The sequence below is a fragment of the Alphaproteobacteria bacterium genome (genome assembly GCA_037146715.1).
In the GTDB taxonomy this organism is placed as follows: domain Bacteria; phylum Pseudomonadota; class Alphaproteobacteria; order UBA7879; family UBA5542; genus JBAWWO01.
In genome coordinates, this window is record JBAWWO010000016.1 from 1 (window position 1) to 17,038 (window position 17,038).

18 protein-coding genes, 2 tRNA genes and 1 pseudogene are annotated in these 17,038 nt (G+C 42.4%); 12 read left to right on the forward strand and 9 right to left on the reverse strand.

Annotation, left to right across the window (positions count from 1 at the left end):
- Positions 1-44 precede the first annotated feature (44 nt).
- The gene (locus WCG05_04960; protein MEI8321337.1) at positions 45-245 is read right to left on the reverse strand and encodes a hypothetical protein; all 201 of its coding nucleotides are present in this window, start codon (positions 243-245) and stop codon (positions 45-47) included.
- A gap of 385 nt (positions 246-630) precedes the next feature.
- Between WCG05_04960 and WCG05_04965 the strand changes: the two are divergent.
- From WCG05_04965 to WCG05_04995, 7 genes and pseudogenes are all read left to right on the forward strand, one after another.
- Positions 631-911, forward strand: a pseudogene (locus WCG05_04965) (GIY-YIG nuclease family protein).
- Positions 912-1,086: 175 nt separating this feature from the next.
- The gene (locus WCG05_04970; GenBank protein MEI8321338.1) at positions 1,087-1,602 is read left to right on the forward strand and encodes a hypothetical protein; all 516 of its coding nucleotides are present in this window, start codon (positions 1,087-1,089) and stop codon (positions 1,600-1,602) included.
- The gene (gene mutY, locus WCG05_04975; GenBank protein MEI8321339.1) at positions 1,595-2,665 is read left to right on the forward strand and encodes an A/G-specific adenine glycosylase; all 1,071 of its coding nucleotides are present in this window, start codon (positions 1,595-1,597) and stop codon (positions 2,663-2,665) included. The genes WCG05_04970 and mutY overlap by 8 nt, the downstream gene beginning before the upstream one ends.
- Positions 2,649-3,461 (forward strand): DnaJ C-terminal domain-containing protein, encoded by an 813-nt coding sequence (locus tag WCG05_04980; protein ID MEI8321340.1) that lies wholly within the window; start codon positions 2,649-2,651, stop codon positions 3,459-3,461. The genes mutY and WCG05_04980 overlap by 17 nt, the downstream gene beginning before the upstream one ends.
- 195 nt (positions 3,462-3,656) lie before the next feature.
- Entirely contained in the window at positions 3,657-5,810 is a 2,154-nt protein-coding gene (locus WCG05_04985; GenBank protein MEI8321341.1) for a tetratricopeptide repeat protein, read from the forward strand.
- A gap of 65 nt (positions 5,811-5,875) precedes the next feature.
- A tRNA-Pro gene (locus WCG05_04990) sits at positions 5,876-5,952 on the forward strand.
- Between the two features lie 40 nt (positions 5,953-5,992).
- Positions 5,993-6,961, forward strand: a complete 969-nt coding sequence (locus tag WCG05_04995; protein MEI8321342.1) for a glycosyltransferase family 9 protein — start codon at positions 5,993-5,995, stop codon at positions 6,959-6,961.
- A 218-nt stretch (positions 6,962-7,179) separates the two neighbouring features.
- Here the strand turns inward: WCG05_04995 and WCG05_05000 are convergent, their stop codons facing one another.
- The 4 genes from WCG05_05000 to WCG05_05015 all read right to left on the reverse strand — a co-directional run bounded on the left by WCG05_05000 (position 7,180) and on the right by WCG05_05015 (position 9,847).
- Positions 7,180-7,929 carry a YebC/PmpR family DNA-binding transcriptional regulator gene (locus WCG05_05000; GenBank protein MEI8321343.1) on the reverse strand — a complete coding sequence of 250 codons (750 nt, stop codon included), beginning with the start codon at positions 7,927-7,929 and terminating at the stop codon, positions 7,180-7,182.
- Positions 7,930-7,967: 38 nt separating this feature from the next.
- Positions 7,968-8,780, reverse strand: a complete 813-nt coding sequence (locus WCG05_05005; GenBank protein ID MEI8321344.1) for a TIGR00282 family metallophosphoesterase — start codon at positions 8,778-8,780, stop codon at positions 7,968-7,970.
- 171 nt (positions 8,781-8,951) lie between these two features.
- Complete coding sequence (locus WCG05_05010; GenBank protein MEI8321345.1) at positions 8,952-9,119, reverse strand: YdcH family protein; 168 nt, start codon at positions 9,117-9,119, stop codon at positions 8,952-8,954.
- A 326-nt stretch (positions 9,120-9,445) separates the two neighbouring features.
- The gene (locus tag WCG05_05015) at positions 9,446-9,847 is read right to left on the reverse strand and encodes a hypothetical protein (GenBank protein MEI8321346.1); all 402 of its coding nucleotides are present in this window, start codon (positions 9,845-9,847) and stop codon (positions 9,446-9,448) included.
- 207 nt (positions 9,848-10,054) lie between these two features.
- Between WCG05_05015 and WCG05_05020 the strand changes: the two genes are divergently transcribed.
- The 4 genes from WCG05_05020 (at position 10,055) to WCG05_05035 (ending at position 12,613) form a co-directional block, all read left to right on the forward strand.
- A complete protein-coding gene (locus tag WCG05_05020; GenBank protein MEI8321347.1) occupies positions 10,055-10,630 on the forward strand; it encodes a hypothetical protein in 576 nt (191 codons plus the stop codon).
- Positions 10,627-11,139 (forward strand): methylated-DNA--[protein]-cysteine S-methyltransferase, encoded by a 513-nt coding sequence (locus WCG05_05025; protein ID MEI8321348.1) that lies wholly within the window; start codon positions 10,627-10,629, stop codon positions 11,137-11,139. The genes WCG05_05020 and WCG05_05025 overlap by 4 nt, the downstream gene beginning before the upstream one ends.
- A complete protein-coding gene (locus WCG05_05030) occupies positions 11,136-11,675 on the forward strand; it encodes a DNA-3-methyladenine glycosylase I (GenBank protein ID MEI8321349.1) in 540 nt (179 codons plus the stop codon). The genes WCG05_05025 and WCG05_05030 overlap by 4 nt, the downstream gene beginning before the upstream one ends.
- A gap of 146 nt (positions 11,676-11,821) precedes the next feature.
- Positions 11,822-12,613, forward strand: coding sequence for a phosphatase PAP2 family protein (locus WCG05_05035; protein ID MEI8321350.1), 792 nt, complete (start codon positions 11,822-11,824; stop codon positions 12,611-12,613).
- Here WCG05_05035 and WCG05_05040 read toward each other — a convergent pair.
- The 4 genes from WCG05_05040 to WCG05_05055 all read right to left on the reverse strand — a co-directional run bounded on the left by WCG05_05040 (position 12,585) and on the right by WCG05_05055 (position 16,731).
- On the reverse strand, positions 12,585-13,514 hold the full coding sequence (locus WCG05_05040; protein ID MEI8321351.1) for a hypothetical protein: 930 nt from the start codon (positions 13,512-13,514) through the stop codon (positions 12,585-12,587). The two genes, WCG05_05035 and WCG05_05040, sit on opposite strands and share 29 nt — an antisense overlap.
- Before the next feature lie 6 nt (positions 13,515-13,520).
- Positions 13,521-14,174: a dTMP kinase gene (tmk, locus tag WCG05_05045; protein MEI8321352.1), complete on the reverse strand. Its 654-nt coding sequence runs from the start codon at positions 14,172-14,174 to the stop codon at positions 13,521-13,523.
- A 3-nt stretch (positions 14,175-14,177) separates the two neighbouring features.
- On the reverse strand, positions 14,178-15,314 hold the full coding sequence (locus tag WCG05_05050) for a D-alanyl-D-alanine carboxypeptidase family protein (GenBank protein MEI8321353.1): 1,137 nt from the start codon (positions 15,312-15,314) through the stop codon (positions 14,178-14,180).
- 145 nt (positions 15,315-15,459) lie between these two features.
- Positions 15,460-16,731: a hypothetical protein gene (locus WCG05_05055; protein MEI8321354.1), complete on the reverse strand. Its 1,272-nt coding sequence runs from the start codon at positions 16,729-16,731 to the stop codon at positions 15,460-15,462.
- A gap of 123 nt (positions 16,732-16,854) precedes the next feature.
- Here WCG05_05055 and WCG05_05060 point away from each other — a divergent pair.
- A tRNA-Val gene (locus tag WCG05_05060) sits at positions 16,855-16,929 on the forward strand.
- Positions 16,930-17,038: the final 109 nt, after the last annotated feature.

Sequence of the window (17,038 nt, forward strand, 5' to 3'; positions counted from 1 at the left end):
ATACATTCTAGCTATTATAGACCCTCTTTTAGGTCTTAGCTACTTCAGCCCCAAGATTTAAGTTGGGGAAAATACTCTCTGGTTACAAAAAGATGAACAGCAGCGACTTTGGTTTTTTCTAACAGACTTTCGCCAGATTCATGATGCGCAGCATGTGCAGCGAAAGATTTGGTGGGGGATGAAAGGGCTATAACTGCAGTAAAAGCAAGTGGTAGTAGACGAAACTTGGGGAATAATTTAGACATTTGAACCTCAATTATTGTTAGATCGGTGCATTGTTTACCACGTATATTTATGAATGACTAGTAGAAAATTGTTACAAAATGTAACTTATAGGAGATTTTTCCACTATTAATTGAAAAATAGATGTTTTTTCTCTTTAAGATAGACCCTCGGGTCGAAGCCCGAGGGAAGCAAACTGGGGAGAAATAGACCCTCGGGTCGAAGCCTGAGAGAATCAGTAGGAGTTTTCCCTCTTCGTTCCCCATATTGCCTTCCTCGGCCTTGAGCCGAGGATCCACGCCTTATTTAAAGCGGGGCGCAGCCCGAGGAAAGTAATAGGAGATAGGGAATCAAAAAAATGGAGCCCAGGGCTTGACCCAAGGATTCGTTTTTTGTATCAAATTTTACATGCGCTATTTTGTTTACATAATGACAAATAAACCCAATGGCATCCTTTATACTGGGTTCACTAATAATTTGCCTCGTCGAGTTGATGAGCACAAACAAAAAATAGTGCCAGGTTTTACAAAAAATATGCTCTTACGAAACTGGTATACTATGAGGGAAGTGATGATATTTACGCAGCTTTTCAACGGGAGAAAAATATAAAACATTGGGTTCGGGCTTGGAAAGTTAAGTTGATTCTGGAGTTGAACCCAGAGTGGAAAGATTTATCGGAAGACTTGTAAGCAAGGCGTGGATCCTCGGGTCAAGCCCGAGGAAAGCAAGAAAAAGAGAGCCCGAGGAATTCAAAAAAAGGGGGGCCGAGGAATTCAATAGGGGGGCCCGAGGAATTTAAAAGAAGTAGTGAGACTTTCTATTTTTTCCCTTTAGTCCTTGCATTCAAAAATGCTATAACAGGCCATGACAAAGCACGAGCTTATCAACAATATCATGGGCCAAATTGCTGACACTGGGTGGGATAGTATAAGCTTGCCTGCTCAGGACTATATTGCCCGTAAGGAAGATTTCTTTCCGTTTTTTTATGAGTGGATGGCTCAGCAGCATTTAGAGCTTTTTGTGCCCGGGGGAGATTATGACCGTAAAGAGAAAATTCTAGAAATCTTACTGGTGAAGTTTGAACTTTGGGGATCCTATAGGGCGGCAATTCTGGAACTAAGGACGGAAGCCTTGGGGAAGCCTAAGCTTATGCGATCAATCCTTTGCGCAGACTATAAATTCTTAAGAAGAATTTGGGTGGCCCATGGGTTGGATGGGGAAAGCATAATCAGCCAGGCCAAGGAAAAAGGTGTATTTTTAATTTCCTGGGCTGCCTTTTTTGTGTGGATTGATGATACGGGGGATGATCTTTCCAAGACCATGGCTTTTATTGATAAAGCATTGAGTTTTGGGGAACAACTATCGGAAAATTATGCATAGCCCCGCCGATTTTCAGCAAAGTCTTTTAACCTGGTATGACCAGAAAGGCCGCAGCCTTCCCTGGCGAGCAAAGGGGCATGAAAAACCGAACCCCTATTATGTTTGGATTAGCGAAATTATGTTGCAGCAAACAACCGTTGCCACGGTTATATCTTACTTCAATCGATTTACAGCAAAGTGGCCCACGGTTAAGCAGTTGGCGGAGGCCTCTTTGGATGAGGTTTTGCACGCATGGCAAGGGCTGGGGTATTACTCTAGGGCCAGAAATCTGCACAAATGTGCCCGGCAACTATGTTTAGAACATAAGGGAATCTTTCCACACACAGAGAAAGAGTTAATGGCTTTACCAGGTATAGGGCCCTATACGGCTGCAGCCATTTCTGCCATTGCCTTTCAAGAATCTTCGGTTGTCGTAGATGGGAACATTGAACGGGTTATGAGTCGCCTTTTTGAAATTAAAATACCACTGCCTGCAGCTAAGAAAAATATTAAAGAGGTGGCAGCCAGTCTAACACCAGCGGAACGGCCGGGGGACTATGCCCAGGCCCTGATGGATTTGGGGGCTATGGTGTGCACGCCGCGGTTGCCTCGGTGTGATTTGTGCCCTGTCCACTCTTTTTGCAAGGCTTATGGGCATTCACCTGAGAATTATCCCTATAAGGCTGCAAAAATACCTAAGCCCACTCGTAAAACTGTTTTCTTTTGGATCCAGAATGATCGCGGAGAAGTGTTTTTAGAGCGTCGTCCTCCAAGGGATTTGCTGGGGGGAATGATGGGGTTTCCTTCAACTTCTTGGGCAACTAAGGGGCATGATTTACAGAACCCTTTAGATAAGGTTGAGATTCTGAAAGAAAAACTGCTGTCCGGCATTATCACCCATACTTTTACTCACTTTCATTTAGTGGGGGAGGTTAGCTTTATTCAGGCTAATCACACAACTCTTGTGGGGCAGTGGGTGAGACCAGAACGGTTTCACGAACTTGCCTTGCCCACCCTTATGAAGAAAGTGGTGGGATTGTCTGAAAAAGATATGCTAGTATTACCCTATGGAGAATGCTTATAAAATTTTGGGCCTTTCCCAGGGGGCAACAGACGAAGATATTAAAACGGCTTATCGTCGAATGGTTAAGCTCTATCATCCTGATTTAAATCCAGACAATCCTGAAGCTTCAGACAAATTCCAAGAAGTAACCTGTGCTTATGAATTTTTGATCCACACACATCGGACCTCTGAACAACCATCTGCGCCGCCACCTAAAGATTATGGATTTAGCACGGAAGAATTGCTGAAGAATATTTTTAGAAGCTCTTCTGCTTCTTTCTATGATAAAAAACAGGACCTGGCCTATATTCTGAAAATCTCTTTCTTGGAAGCCTGCTATGGAGTGACAAAAAAAATTATCCTAACGGGTACCGGGGATCAAAACTCTTTAGAAATTTCTATTCCTGCTGGGGTTGAGCATAATCAAAAATTGCGGTTTCCCCCCAGAGATGATGGGGTTAATGGGGATATTATTCTGACAGTTCAAATTGCAGATCATCCGTTATTTATGCGGGAGGGATTGGATATTATTTTCTGCTATCCTTTGACTGTTCCTGAGTATATTCGGGGAGGATCTTTTAATGTGCCGACCTTGTGGGGCCCTGTTTCCTTTAATATTCCCCCAGCGGCGCCTTTACAAAACCCCTTAAGGCTAGAGCGGTGTGGAATTGAAAGTGAGGGAACCCGTGGGGATCAGCTGATCCATCTGGAGGTCATATACCCTAAAAATTCCGCGGACTTAGAGGCCGTTCTGCAAAAATGGGAAGAAAAATTTCCCGATAATCCCCGCGAAAAGTTGGAAAAGTTTTTTAGCTAATTCCTTATAAAAGGAGCACCTCGTTACTCGTCGCTGCAACCTAGGTTTTACTAGATGTCTCTCCTCGTACCTCGTACCCTTTTAAAGTAATCTAGCTATAGACGCGAGCTTTCAATTCATTTTTTAATTTTTCCTTGAAAATCCTTTTTTAAATACCTACATGCCCTCTATTAGTATTTTTTAGAGGATTTTTTGATGAAGTTTTTAAAATTTGCTGTTTTCAGCACTCTGTTAGCTTATGCTCACTTTTCTTTTGCAGCCCATGAAGAGGTTGCATCTTTCCCAGCAGTTAGAAAATTGGCCTTATTTGAAATGATTAGAGATAAGGCTGAAACACAAAACTTAGAGCGCGCAGGTTTTGAGAACATAACTAAAAATATAGGGGAAATTCTTGGGGAGAAGGATGGGCCAACTTTTTCTTTGGATAAAGAAGAAAGTTTTGCTCAGGTTTTATTTTCTTTTATTCGAAGCCGTCATTACTATAGTGATGTGCCCAATTTAGTTTCCTTGCATTTTTTTCAGTATGATCAATCTAAATTGTCAGATCCTGACTTTTTAGAACGGATGCAGGTTCTTTTTTTGGTAGATAAGCTGGTGTTCCATTCTATTTTAGATAAGAGATTTGAAGAAAAATGGAAAAACAGTTTTGAGTTCATGGCCCAAGATGAAGCATTGATTGATACCCTAAAGCAAGATGTCTATACGTATGGAGAGAATTTAACAAATACAACAAATACAGCTGAAGGACTTATAGAAAAACATAAACTGTTCTTTCATCGTGCATTTGAAATGCACAGTATTTTTGCGCCAATGATAAATTTAGAAACGGTTAGGAGAGAATTTGTCTATTTTAATCCAGCCTTATCAAAAAATGTATCTATCTCTGACTGGAATGGATGGAAATTGCAGGGGGGTGAAGAGTTAATAGATTGGCCGGGGAAAGATTTTTTTGAGGAGATTGTAGATGGCAAAGCTGTTGAATTAAAGGAAGGTAGAAAATCCTTTTTTTCTACGGTGGATCGGTATAGTCAAAAAAGTTATTTTTTGCCCCTTATAGACAGAGGTTTTTCTTTAGAGAAAGGCAGCAATAGCATTACCGCTGAATATATGTTTAAACCCTTTTTTGGTCAGGAGTTTCCTACGGTTATGAAATTCTCTATGACTAGGATAATTCCAGAATGGATTAAACCTTTTGTTTTCAAGGATGTTTCTGTAGCAATGTTAGAAACAGCATTTCTTTCGAGAGACTTATTCTTTAGCGCTGTTTCTTTAGCGCATCAAGGAAGAGAGAATCCTTTGGAAGAAGAGCTTCTGATAAAGCTTTCTACCTTAAGATACGTTTATCCTTATTATTTTACAGCTTCTAACCTCTTCGGTCGTGAAACAGCAGAAGAGGGAAGAAGAGTTAATAAAATTCTAGGAGATTCTGGCAATTTAGATGCCTTATATGCGTATGCAGTCGCCTGTTTTCAGGGAATAGGAGGAGATAAAAATCTAATTGAAGCGAGAAGGTGTTTCAAGATTGGTGCTGAACAAGGACATGTTGACTCTCGAGACAAATATGCAGGTATGTGTGAAAATAGTTTTGGGGGAGTTCTTAATTATGAAGAAGCTAGAAAACACTATAAAGAGATGGCTAAACAAGGTTTGAATTGGGGTCAATATTCTTATGCTTCTATGTGCCACAAGGGAGAAGGAGGAGATCAAAACTTAGAGGAAGCAAGAACATATTATAAGCTTGCCGCTGATGAAGACAATGTGGATGCACAATATGTTTATGCCGCTATGTGCGAAAAAGGAGAGGGTGGACCACAAGCTTTAGAAGAAGCTAGAAAGTATTACAAGGTGAGTGCAGATCAAGGCAATGAAGATGCACAATATGCTTATGCTATTATGTGTGATCAAGGGCATGGAGGAGAGGAAGACTTGGCCGAAGCTAAGAAATATTATGAACTTGCTGCAAATCAGGGCAATCATCAGGCGAGGCTTTCTCTTGCATTTATGTTGGGCAATGGAGAGGGAGGAGTTGCAGATTTACAAGAAGCATTTAAACATTATGAAATTTTAGCAAACCATGATAAGCCCATTGGTTTTGTGGGATGCGGAGATATTTTTTTGCAATTAGGACAACGGGGGAAGGCGCTTAGGTCTTATCAGAGGGCAGGAGATTTAGGAAAAGAAAAGGCTAAAGTGCTTTATAAAGATATGAAAAGGATGGTAAATCAAGCTGCAAAAAAAGCTGAAGAGGATGGGCGGGCTGGTGAAAAACATCCACGAGATGATGACGATTCTTCTGATATAGATCCGCCAACTGATCCATTATCAGAGCCCAAAGAAGGAAATGTTTAAAAGAACGCACAAGTCTATTGTTTTTTAAAAGATGCCTGATATAGTACAATAAATTTTTAAGCGATCGGAGCGTGGCGCAGCCTGGTAGCGCACTACGCTGGGGGTGTAGGGGTCGTGGGTTCAAATCCCGCCGCTCCGACCATTTGAAAATTTGATGAATTCTTGGGAGGATACTCAGCATAATGACCCCTAAAAAAATTCTTATCTTTGTTGGGGAAGATCTTCTGGGCGATGCCCTTTTGAAAATGCCTTTTGTCTATGGGGTGCGCGATCTGTTTCCCAAGGCTGAAATTCATTGGTGGGCGGGTTATGGGAAGACGGCTTTTAAAGAGATGCTAGCCCCTCTGGTTGATGGTATTTTTGCAGACACAAAAGAACATGCTTTTGCCGACCTTGATTGGAAAAGCCTTTTGAAGGGATCTACTTTTAAAGAACATTCTTTTGATTTAATCATTGATACGCAACGGGATTTGAAAAATACGTTGCTTCTTAGAAAAATTCCCCATAAAAAGTTTATCTCATCAACCCAGCATTATGTTTTTTCTGACTACAGCCCAGGGCGGGGGCGTAAACCAAGCTCTGAGCATTTGTCAGACAAACTTTTATTTCTGATTGAGCCTATTAAGGGTGAAAAAACAGAACCCCAGTTTGCAAAAGTTCCTGAGGATTATAAAACGCCCTTTAAAGAGTATTTTTCTGCCCACAAGACCTATGTAGGGCTTGCGCCGGGGGCAGGGCAAACAATTAAACAGTGGCCCTTGGAAAACTTTATTGAAGTTGCCCGTGAGCTTGTTGCCAAAAACAAAGTTCCTGTTTTCATTCTGGGTCCTCAAGAAGCTTCTTGGAAAGAACTGTTAAAAGACGTGCTGCCCGAGGCCCTATTCCCCTTGCAAGAATATCCTGAATGGCTGAAGTCACCCCTTTATACCGCGGGAATGTCCAGCTATTTTGAAAAATCCGTTGCCAATGATTCGGGAACTGGTCATTTGTTGGCTTTGGGTGGAAAGCCCCTTATTTCCCTGTTCGGCAAAACCAAAGCGGCTAAGGTTCATCCTTTAGCTGAGCATCTTACTATTCTTAAATCCCTAGATCATGGCACTTTGGATGTGAAAGATATTCCTGTGTCCGATGTTTTAAGGGCCGTGTGTTGATTTCTTTTCCGTCATTGAGAAGAAATTCTGTGACAATCCAGTTGTTTCAGGGTGTAGCCCTTTAAGTAAGGCGTGGGTCCTCGGGTCAAGCCCGAGGAAAGCAAAAAAAGAGAGCCCGAGGAAGGCAAAAAATGGGACTGAGGAAGGCAAAAAAAAGGGGCCTGAGGAATTCAAGGGTGGGGCAAGGAAGGCAATAGCGGGATTAGGGAGGGAGCGAGTTACGCTAGCTTATCCAAAATGCTTTCGGGAATGTCAAAATTTGAAAAGACCCGCTGGACGTCATCGTTGTCTTCCAGAGTATCCATCAATTTCAGCAAAGATTTGGCGGTATCCTCGTCTTGAACAGGTACCAAATTCAGGGGTTTCCAGATAAGTTTAGCTGAGGTGGGGTCCCCCAACTGAGCAATAAGAGCGTCCCGGACTGTTTGCAGATCATTGAAGTCACAATAAATCTGGTGAAGATCTCCCTCTTGAGTTACGTCTTCCGCACCGGCTTCAAGTGCTTTTTCAAAGAGGTCTTCGGCGGAAACTTTGCTTTGAGGATACTCAATAAGCCCAACCCGTTGGAACTGAAAGCTAACGCTGTTCGTTTCCCCCAGGCTTCCCCCAGATTTTGTAAAGGCGGACCGAATTTCTGGGGCTGTGCGATTGCGGTTATCGGTCAAAGCTTCAATGATAACAGCTGCGCCGCCGGGCCCATAACCCTCATAGCGGATTTCTTCGTAATTCTCGCCTTCTAAATTGCCGGCGCCTCGGGAAATGGCACGATCCATGGTGTCGCGCGTCATGTTGGCTTCGCGAGCGGCAATAACGGCGGCGCGCAGCCGAGGGTTAGAGTGGGGATCTTGTCCACCTTCTCTTGAGGCTACGGTTAATTCTCGAATCAGTTTTGTGAAAATCTTTGCCTTCTTGGCGTCTTGGGCACCTTTGCGGTGCATAATGTTTTTAAATTGCGAATGTCCTGCCATTTTTTCCTTCGTCCTTGCCGTGTATGCTGATTCTTATATCACAAGGTTTCTATTTGGGGAAGTATGCCGCCTACTCGAATGGGGATTATTTTTAGGGCTTTTCCCGTTTTATCATCTGTTTCAATAAATGTACCGCACAGGGTGGCAGGGCCATCAGCGGCAGAGAGGCGCTCTTTTGAGAATTTCTTAACAAAACGATCAATGGGGACATCTTTTTTCATACCAACCACCGAATCATAATCCCCCGTCATACCGGCATCTGTTTGATAGGCGGTTCCTTTGGGTAAAATATGACAGTCTGCCGTGGGCACATGGGTGTGGGTTCCCACCAGGCCACTGATGCGCCCATCAAAATAATGTCCGGCTGCCATCTTTTCTGAGGTGGCTTCCGCATGAAAGTCGACAAAAATTGCAGCAACGTTTTTGCCCAGCGTATAGGTGCGCAACAAAGCATCCATGGCGGCAAAGGGATCATCAAGAGCATCCATAAAAAGGCGGCCCATTAAGTTAACAACCAAAAGGGCAGGGGCATTGTCTTTCTGAACGACAACAAAGCCATTTCCTGGGGTTTTAGGGGGGTAGTTCAAAGGGCGCAAAAGGTTTTTATCTTGATCAATATGGCCAACAATATCTTTTTGATCCCATATATGGTTTCCTGTGGTAATAACGTCAACCCCAGCTGCGTACATATCTTTACAAATGGCAGGCGTTACCCCAAATCCATGGGCCGCATTTTCTGCATTTACAATGACATAATCTAGGCCTAGCCTGTTCCTAAGTAGGGGGATATGCTCAAGAATAGCTTCCCGGCCTGTTCTGCCTACAACATCACCACAGAATAACAGTTTCATTTTTAGTATCCTTTTTGCAACAAGTGCCTATAAAATTTGTCTCTAAAATGCATCATTGCCTTGACCAGGGCCACCTTAATACGAAATAATAAGACAAACAACAAAAAAACAACCGTTTACAGTTAAGTAAACGGTCTAGAAATAGTGAAGGTATTAGGGAGAGTACACTAACTATTTAGATAAGAGTTTGAAAAGCTCCTCCTTGAGTTGTAGTTTGCGTACTTTTAATTCTCTAAGCAAACTTACATTCGGCAAAGCTAGATTTTGCACTTTGCTGATCTCTTGTTGGAGAAGGTCATGTTTTTGTTCAAGTCGATGAATCATAAGTTCGTTTGACATGATAACCTCTTTCTCGTAAGCAGTTTGATCTTGTACTGTCTTTACCCTAACACATTTTTATCAGAAGGCCTCAGCAGAAAGAATCCACGAACTTCAATTGATTATTGGGGGGACGTTTTAACCCCATGTTTTATGTGAATTAAAAACTGTTTTTCACAATTGTTCTTTGATAAATCTGCAGAAGACATTTTGGATTTTCCTCCACAGAAATTGTGGATAACTGTGCGTATAAGGGGGCAGAGGATGGCGGTTTAAACTTAGCCTTCCTGCATATTGCTGAGATTGCCTAAAAAATAGGCATAGAAATAAGCAGGAAGGTTTTCAGTCTATGGATGGCTTTGGCGACGAAGAAAGAGGACATAGAGTCCGTCCACGAATTCATCTGTAAAAACAAAGTCCTTATTTGCTGCCATCATGAGAGTTAGATGGTCATTAAATTCGGGATTAAAGCGAGGATTAAATTTCTCGCATGGAGCTGCCTTTCGAGGAGCAGGTGGAAGCTGCTCTACCTTCAGGAAAGTGACAGCTGCCATGGAGTCCTCCAAAAGACTCATCTGATGCTGTTCATCAACAGCCACATCAGATTCAGAATATTTTCTTTTTCTAGCCCCAGGCTCTTCTTGCTCAGATCTTTTTCTAGAGTTAGAAGCATCTTGCTCAGGCGCGGCAGCAGCTTCTGCTTCTTGAAGACTAGACAACAAGAAAATAGATAATAAAATTTTTTTCATTTTGGCTCCTAATAAAAAATATGTTTCCTATACTTTTGATTATATAAATATTTATTTTGAATATTTCAATAGGCTGTTAAATAAACGCAGATAAAAGTAAGGCTGAGAGAGTCAGTTGACCCATCTGGGATTATTTTCTCGTCTTGATTTATCTGCCTATTCTGATACATTCCGCCTTGGAATGTCGCAAATTAGAAGGATATAGGAATGTTTCAGAGGTTTATAAAGTATAGTGTTCTGGGCCTTGTTTGGGGTGGAGTATTCATAGAGCAGCCCGCTTTTTCAGCTGTAATCGATTCGGGGACTATTCCTGTTAACCGCCAAAGAACACTTGTGCTGACAGTAGATGAACAAACTTCTAGCATTCAGGTTTTTGATCAACCTGAATTGAATCCTTATAAGTGGCCTCCTGTTAACTGTGCAGCTAGGGTTTTGTCAGAAACAGATGGGAAATCAAGCGCAAAAGAGAAGCCAGGAATCTTTTTAGTTAAAACTGACGGGGCTGAGGTTTTTTTGTTCTCAGAAGCTTCTGATGTCAGCAAAGGGACGGTTATAATGGCTGTTCCTTTGGGAAAAAAAGTGGTTTTCAAGCTTTTAGATAATCTTGTGGCAGAAATAATGCCTGATCAGTCTTTATCCTATGCAGATTATACAGGGATATTGTTTCATTATAAGAAAAAACCAGAATTAGAAATTTGTTTACAGTATGTGTCATCCATAAAACTTTCAGGAACTTTTAAGTTAAGATTTTGCCAAGAGGATCAGAAGAATAAAACAGTATGACAAAAAAACTAGAATCCATTTCAATTGAAACGCCCTTGGGGAATATGGTTGCTATTGCTGATCATAACGGATTGCATCTGTTGGAGTTTGTCGATCGGAAAGGGATAGAGCGTGAAATGGCCCAATTTCAAGCCAGGATGGGCGTGCCTATTGGCCCGGGAAACTTAGCAGTTCTTCAGTCTATTTCTCAAGAACTAAAATTATATTTTGCGGGAAAACTGAAGATGTTTCAAACCCCCTATCATTTTGGGGGCACGCCCTTTCAGAAATTGGTTTGGGGGGCATTAGAGAATATTCCCTATGGTGAAACAAAAAGCTATGCTCAACAGGCGGTGGATGTGGGCAGACCCTTAGCCTGTCGGGCCGTTGCGAACGCCAATAGCAAGAACCAACTGGCCATTTTGGTGCCTTGTCAGCGGATCATTAACAGCAGTGGTAAATTAGGGGGATACGCTGGGGGGCTGACCCGCAAACAATGGCTGCTTGATCACGAGAAGTCTTATAAATGAAGCGCTGCACCTGGGTAGGTACCAACAAACCTGATTATGAAGAGTATCATGATAAAGAATGGGGTGTGCCCGTTCATGATGACCAGAAACTTTTTGAAATGTTGATTTTAGAAGGCGCCCAGGCGGGGCTAAGCTGGGAAACTATTCTGAAGCGACGGGCCGGTTATAGAAGTTCTTTTCATAACTTTGATGTGAAAAAAGTGGCCCAGATGACGGATGAGCAGTTGGCAGTTCTAATGAAGGATTCGGGAATTATTCGTAATCGGCTGAAGATTTTTTCAGCCCGCAAAAATGCTAGGGTTTTTATTGAAATTCAAAAAGAATTTGGGTCTTTTGATGCCTACGTTTGGGCCTTTGTGGGGGGTGCACCAAAAATAAATAATCCCAAAACTCACCAGGATATTTCTGTGCGGACCAAAGAGTCAGATGCTCTCTCAAAGGATCTGAAGAGGCGAGGTATGAGCTTTGTTGGATCAACGATTATGTATGCTTATATGCAGGCAGTGGGCTTGGTGAATGATCATGTGGAGGGGTGAAAAACCTAGCTTTTTGACCGATTACTTCGCGAAATTGCAGGTTTTTTTAAGGGGAAGTTTTGGGGGGCTCCCAACATTCATACATTAGAGGATCAAGCTTGAAGAAGGACCTTGCAGCCTTTTCGGAACGACGATAGTATAATTTTATGACATTCATAGACACCCTACAAAACTTTTTCCTTTTCTTTGGCCATCAACCGGCCTATGCCCTGGTCATTATTCTGGGGAGTATTTTTTACAAAGATAAAACCTTTTGGCATGCTTTTGTGCTGCTATTTTTCACTATGATTTTTTCGGCAACTCTTAAGAATATTTTTCAAATTCCCTTGAATCCTGCTTTAGGCATAGAAGGCTATGCCTTTCCCAGTGGGCATATGCAGGCAGCGGTAGCGTTTTATGGATGGATTTTTTATACCATCAAAAATAGAACTGTTCGAATTTTGATCCCTTGTATTCTGCTTGGGCAAGGGTGGGCCATGATTCATGCGGGATTTCATAGTTTGACTGACGAATTGGCGGGGTTTACCGTGTCGGTCATGCTAATTCTTGCGTATGGATATTTTAAAAACAGGGAGCTTCTGAAAAAATATCCCTTTGCGATGGGGTGGATTTTGGTGGGGGTTGCTATTCCCATGCTGGTTTTTCTAAGGACTGACGTGATGCCAACCCATGTCTGGGGTTCTTTTTATGGATTGATTGGGTTTTTGTTGGGGTGGACGCTTTATGGCAAAAAAGAGCTTTTAGATGATTTAAATATAAGATGGAAAGTGATTTTTAGTTTGTTAACGATTGGATTTTTTGTTCTGGTCTCGACCTTTGTGCATGAAGGTTTTAAGAGTTTGTCTGATGAATTATGCCAATCCTATAAGTTAATTTTGGGGGCCTTTTTGCCGATTGGAACATGGGGGTTTACAAGGTTTTTAGGGAAGACATACTAAAAAACGCCCCCAACAGAGTATGCCGGCGGTCGAGGTTTAAGGTTTTCTGTTGGTTTAACAAATGCATAAGGTCAGACTGAATTTTTAGAATTTGGGCTAGGGGCACAGCATTCCACCCCTGAAACAACCCTGCAAAGGGAGATTCAGGCTGAGTTTTTGCTTGAATAATCTGGTTGAGGCTCCACAAGACAATTTCAGAAAAAACATGAAATTTTTCTGGAGCTTTTTGAATAGAGTTTACCAAAGCATAGACTTTGCCATAGTCTATCTTAGGGGTTTTGAGAATGTCTAACAATTGGTCAGTCAAGGTTTGTATTTCTGGGGTTTCTAACAGGCTTAAAAGACCTGAACGATTCTTGGCGATCGCGTGAGCCAGTGACCCACTATTTTGTTCCGCGCTAATCTGTGGATGAAAAGACAAAACAGTGCACCGAGAACGCAAGGTGGGCAGCAGGGGGCTTCCGCTATGAAAAATCAGAAAAAATATGGTTTTGGGTTGAGGCTCTTCCAGAATTTTCAGCAAAGCGTTAGACGCATTAATGCCCAGGTCATTCAAACTGTTGATCACAATAACTTTCCAAGATCCATCAGCCGTTGTTTTTTGTGCAAAAGCCTTTAAAGAACGAACTTGATCAACGGTAATAGTACTTTGGACTGCGTCAGTAGAAGGGGTGATTCTTAGAAAATTGGGATGGGCGTTTTGTTCAATATGGTATTCGGTATCATCAGGTATGGCTAAATTTTCTTGCAGGAGGCGGACTGCAAAGCCTTCAGCAAATGCACCCTTACCAACCCCGCGGGGGCCAGACAGAATCCAGCCATGGTGAGGAGTATTCTGGGAAAAAGCTTTCTTTAAGGTTTCCAGTTGTTGAGGATATTGTGCAAAACAACCAGTTGCCATTGTTTTCTACTCTAACCCTATCTGAAAGCGAGCATTGAGGGCGTCAAGAAGCTGATCTGTGACTTGTTCAGTCGGCAATAGGGCGTTAATGGGAAGAATGCGTTTGCTGCCTGCGGCTAGGATTTGAAAACCTTCATATATTTTTTCGTGAAAATCTAAATCTTTGAAATCAAAATTGTCATAGGTGAATAGGTCTAGGCTTTCCGTGCGTTCCTTTGTGCGCTTGATGCCAGCTTCAGGAGGAATATCAAAAAAGAAAGTTAGATCGGGGGTAAAAGACCCCAGCACAAGATTGTGAATTTTTTCAATTGAGGCGATGGGTAGCCCCTGGGCAAATCCCTGATAAACAAAGGTAGAGTCAGCAAAGCGGTCACACAAGACCCACACATTTTTTGCGAGCGCAGGTTTGATGATTTTTTCAACTAAGTCTCGGCGGGCTGCATATAAAATAAGGGTTTGGGAGTAAGCGTCAAAGTGGGCGTCAGGTTGTTCTTTTAGCAAAGATCTTAAGCATTCCGCCCCTATGGTTCCCCCTGGTTCGCGCGTGGTAATAACAGGAAGCCCGTGGGATTTGAGTAACTTTTCTAAGATTTGGATTTGGGTGGTTTTTCCTGCACCTTCTCCGCCTTCAAATGTAATAAATTTAGCTTTTGTTTTCACGACCTACCCAGCAATAGTTTCGTATACTTTTAACCAAATTTTTCTTAAAAATCCAGCTTCTTCTGAATCTTCCAAAGCAATAAGGGGAAGGTCAGCTACAGCCCCTTGGGGAGTGTAAACCTGCAAGGTTCCCACTCTTGACCCTTTTTTGATGGGCGCTTTCAAAGGAATTGATTTATAAATAGCCCTTAGCTTGAAGTTTTTATACGTTCCACGGGGCAGGGTGGCATACAAATCCGTTAAGGAGCCCACTGGAATTCTCGACTGAGTTCCCATGGAAACTTTGGGGGTTGCTATAGATGTATTGGCTTTTAAGACAAGGGTGTTTTCAAATTCTCGGAAACCCCAGTTTAACAGATCTTCTGCAACTTTCTTGCGTTCGATTTCTGATTCTGTTCCATTGATGACCAAAAGAAGTCGTTGGCCATTTTGCTGGGCTGAAGCCACAATTCCGTAGCCCCCTTCATCTGTATGGCCCGTTTTGATACCATCGCAGCCTAGTCCTGGAATGAACAAAAGAGCATTTCGGTTGGGTTGTTTAATTTTATTGAACTTGAAAAACTTTTCAGAAAATAGATGGTAATAATCGGGAAAGTTTTGAATGAGATTCTTGCTGATAGTGGCTAAATCCCTGACGGTTGAGGTGTGTCGGGGGCCAGAGAGGCCCGTGGCATTGACAAAGTTTGATTTGGTTGCGCCCAATTTTCGGGCCGTTTCTGTCATTTCTCGGGCGAAATTTTCTTCTGTCCCTCCAATCCCTTCGGCTAGGGCTACCGAGGCATCATTGCCTGATTGTACAACGATTCCCAACAAAAGATCTTTCAGGCTCACTTGAGAATGAACGGGCAGAAACATGCGGGACCCTTCAGTTTTCCAGGCCTTGGGGCTTACGGAAAATGTATCTTCCATTTTTAGACGTCCTTGCTTCAAACGCTCAAAAATCAAATAAACTTGCATGATTTTAGTCATGGAGGAGGGATTAGTGGGCAAGTCAGCATTTTTTGCGTACAAAACGGTATCTGTATTCAGGTTTATAAGAATGGCCTCTTTCGCGTTAGCGGCTAGGGCATCGGGCAGTGAACTTGCGCTTGCAGAGAAGTTGAACGTAAAGAATAAAAATAATATATAAAATAAATGCATTTTGTCGGTCTTAGCCCCTTTCTTCTGGCGAAAACATATTACGAAGTTGCATCAAAACTTGCAAGGGCTTTGGAAGGTGCTTTTGTTTATGGGCCCCCGGGCCGAAACCCGAGGGATTAATTTTTTTAGTTTATCTGTATAATCATTATTTTCTACCAAGGGAAACAGACACCATAAAACTTTCTTTTGGAGATCTTCTATGGGTCTTTTGCTGAGGTTTTTGGTCTGCTTGAGCTGCAGGAGGTATAGCGGCTATGGCAGAGAAAGTAGCTGGTTTTGCAGGCAAGACAGCTGTTGGGGCCGGAGCCGCTTGTTGTGCAGGCGCACCAGTTTCTTCGCCAGGATGAACGGATGGGACAGTCTCTTGCGCAGGGATCTCTTTTTCCTCTGTAATAGAGGCCTCTACAGATTGTGTTGAGGAAGGTGTTTGGTCTTGTGATCCAGGTTCAGAAGGGCCTGTTGGAGTTTCTGCTTCAACAGGTGCCGGGGCAGGTTGAGTTGCATCCGCCAGCTGAAGTTCATCTACTAACGGCTTCAAGGGAGAGGATCCCTCTAGCGCGAAATTTTGGGATTTTATGAACTCTAAAAGATCAGCGGGGGATAAACTGCCCGTAATTTTTTTCTTTTCAGTGGTTAATTTTTCAGATGTATAAAAACCATAACCATCTTCGACCTTTTTTAGTTCCTTGTCGGTTAATGTGGTTTCTAGGTCCCACAAAAGTTGAGAAGCCTCTTTTAACTCTTCTGCGGCTTCTGGGAGAGTTGTTAGAAAAACAAGGTCTATACAGCGGGATTCTGTTAGATATAAATAGTCTGACAGGTATGGCGTAACAACAGTTGGAAGATACCCAGAAAGCTTTCCGCCAACACCACCTTTTAAGAAGGTACTTTTTTCTGCCCCAACATCTTCTTGATACAAAGAAAGCACAGTTTGAAAAAAATCTTCCCTTTGTTTTGCTAGAGCCGCCACAGGGCCTACTTTTTCTGATAGTGTTGCATCTTTGCTGACTGCGAGGTTCTCGCTTAGCAGCTTATGGCACAGTTGATAGAAATCGTGCAGATTTGCGTGAAAAGCCTTCTTTATTCTGATAGTTTTACCGCTGAATAAACTCGGTTCCGTCACAAGTCCCGTTAACAGGCGGTATTCATTCATTAAAGTTCCCTTTAAGTTAACTAGATTCTCTTGAACTGCCGCTTTGTTTTGCCGCATCATGCCTTCCAAACTTGGTTGGCTGGTGTTTCGAAGGTCTGCAAGTTGTTGCGTATATTTTTGAAGGTGCTGCCTTCCCTCCCTTGTTGTGTGTTGTAGGGTCGAAATTATTTTAGGAACAGAAGATAACTGCTCTGGATTAAAAGCCCCAAAGCTTTCACAAGCAACAACCAAGGTAATAGAAGTAAGAAGATTTTTTAGTTTCATAGTAGACCTCCATTTTTTATGTTAAATATTATCAAGTTTTATCATACAGTTATCTTTAAAATAGAGAAATACATTTTTTTGAATTGCACTTTAATTGTTTTCAGTATATTCAATAAAACCAAAGGGTGTATAGCTCAGCGGGAGAGCACTACGTTGACATCGTAGGGGTCACTGGTTCAATCCCAGTTATACCCACCATTAAAACCATCTTTTTTGCGCACTCCATCGTGAAACGGCGGGATCTCAAATTCCTAATGTACCAAGATGTACATGTCGGAATTTTCATCCCTGGTTTCACGCGGATTAC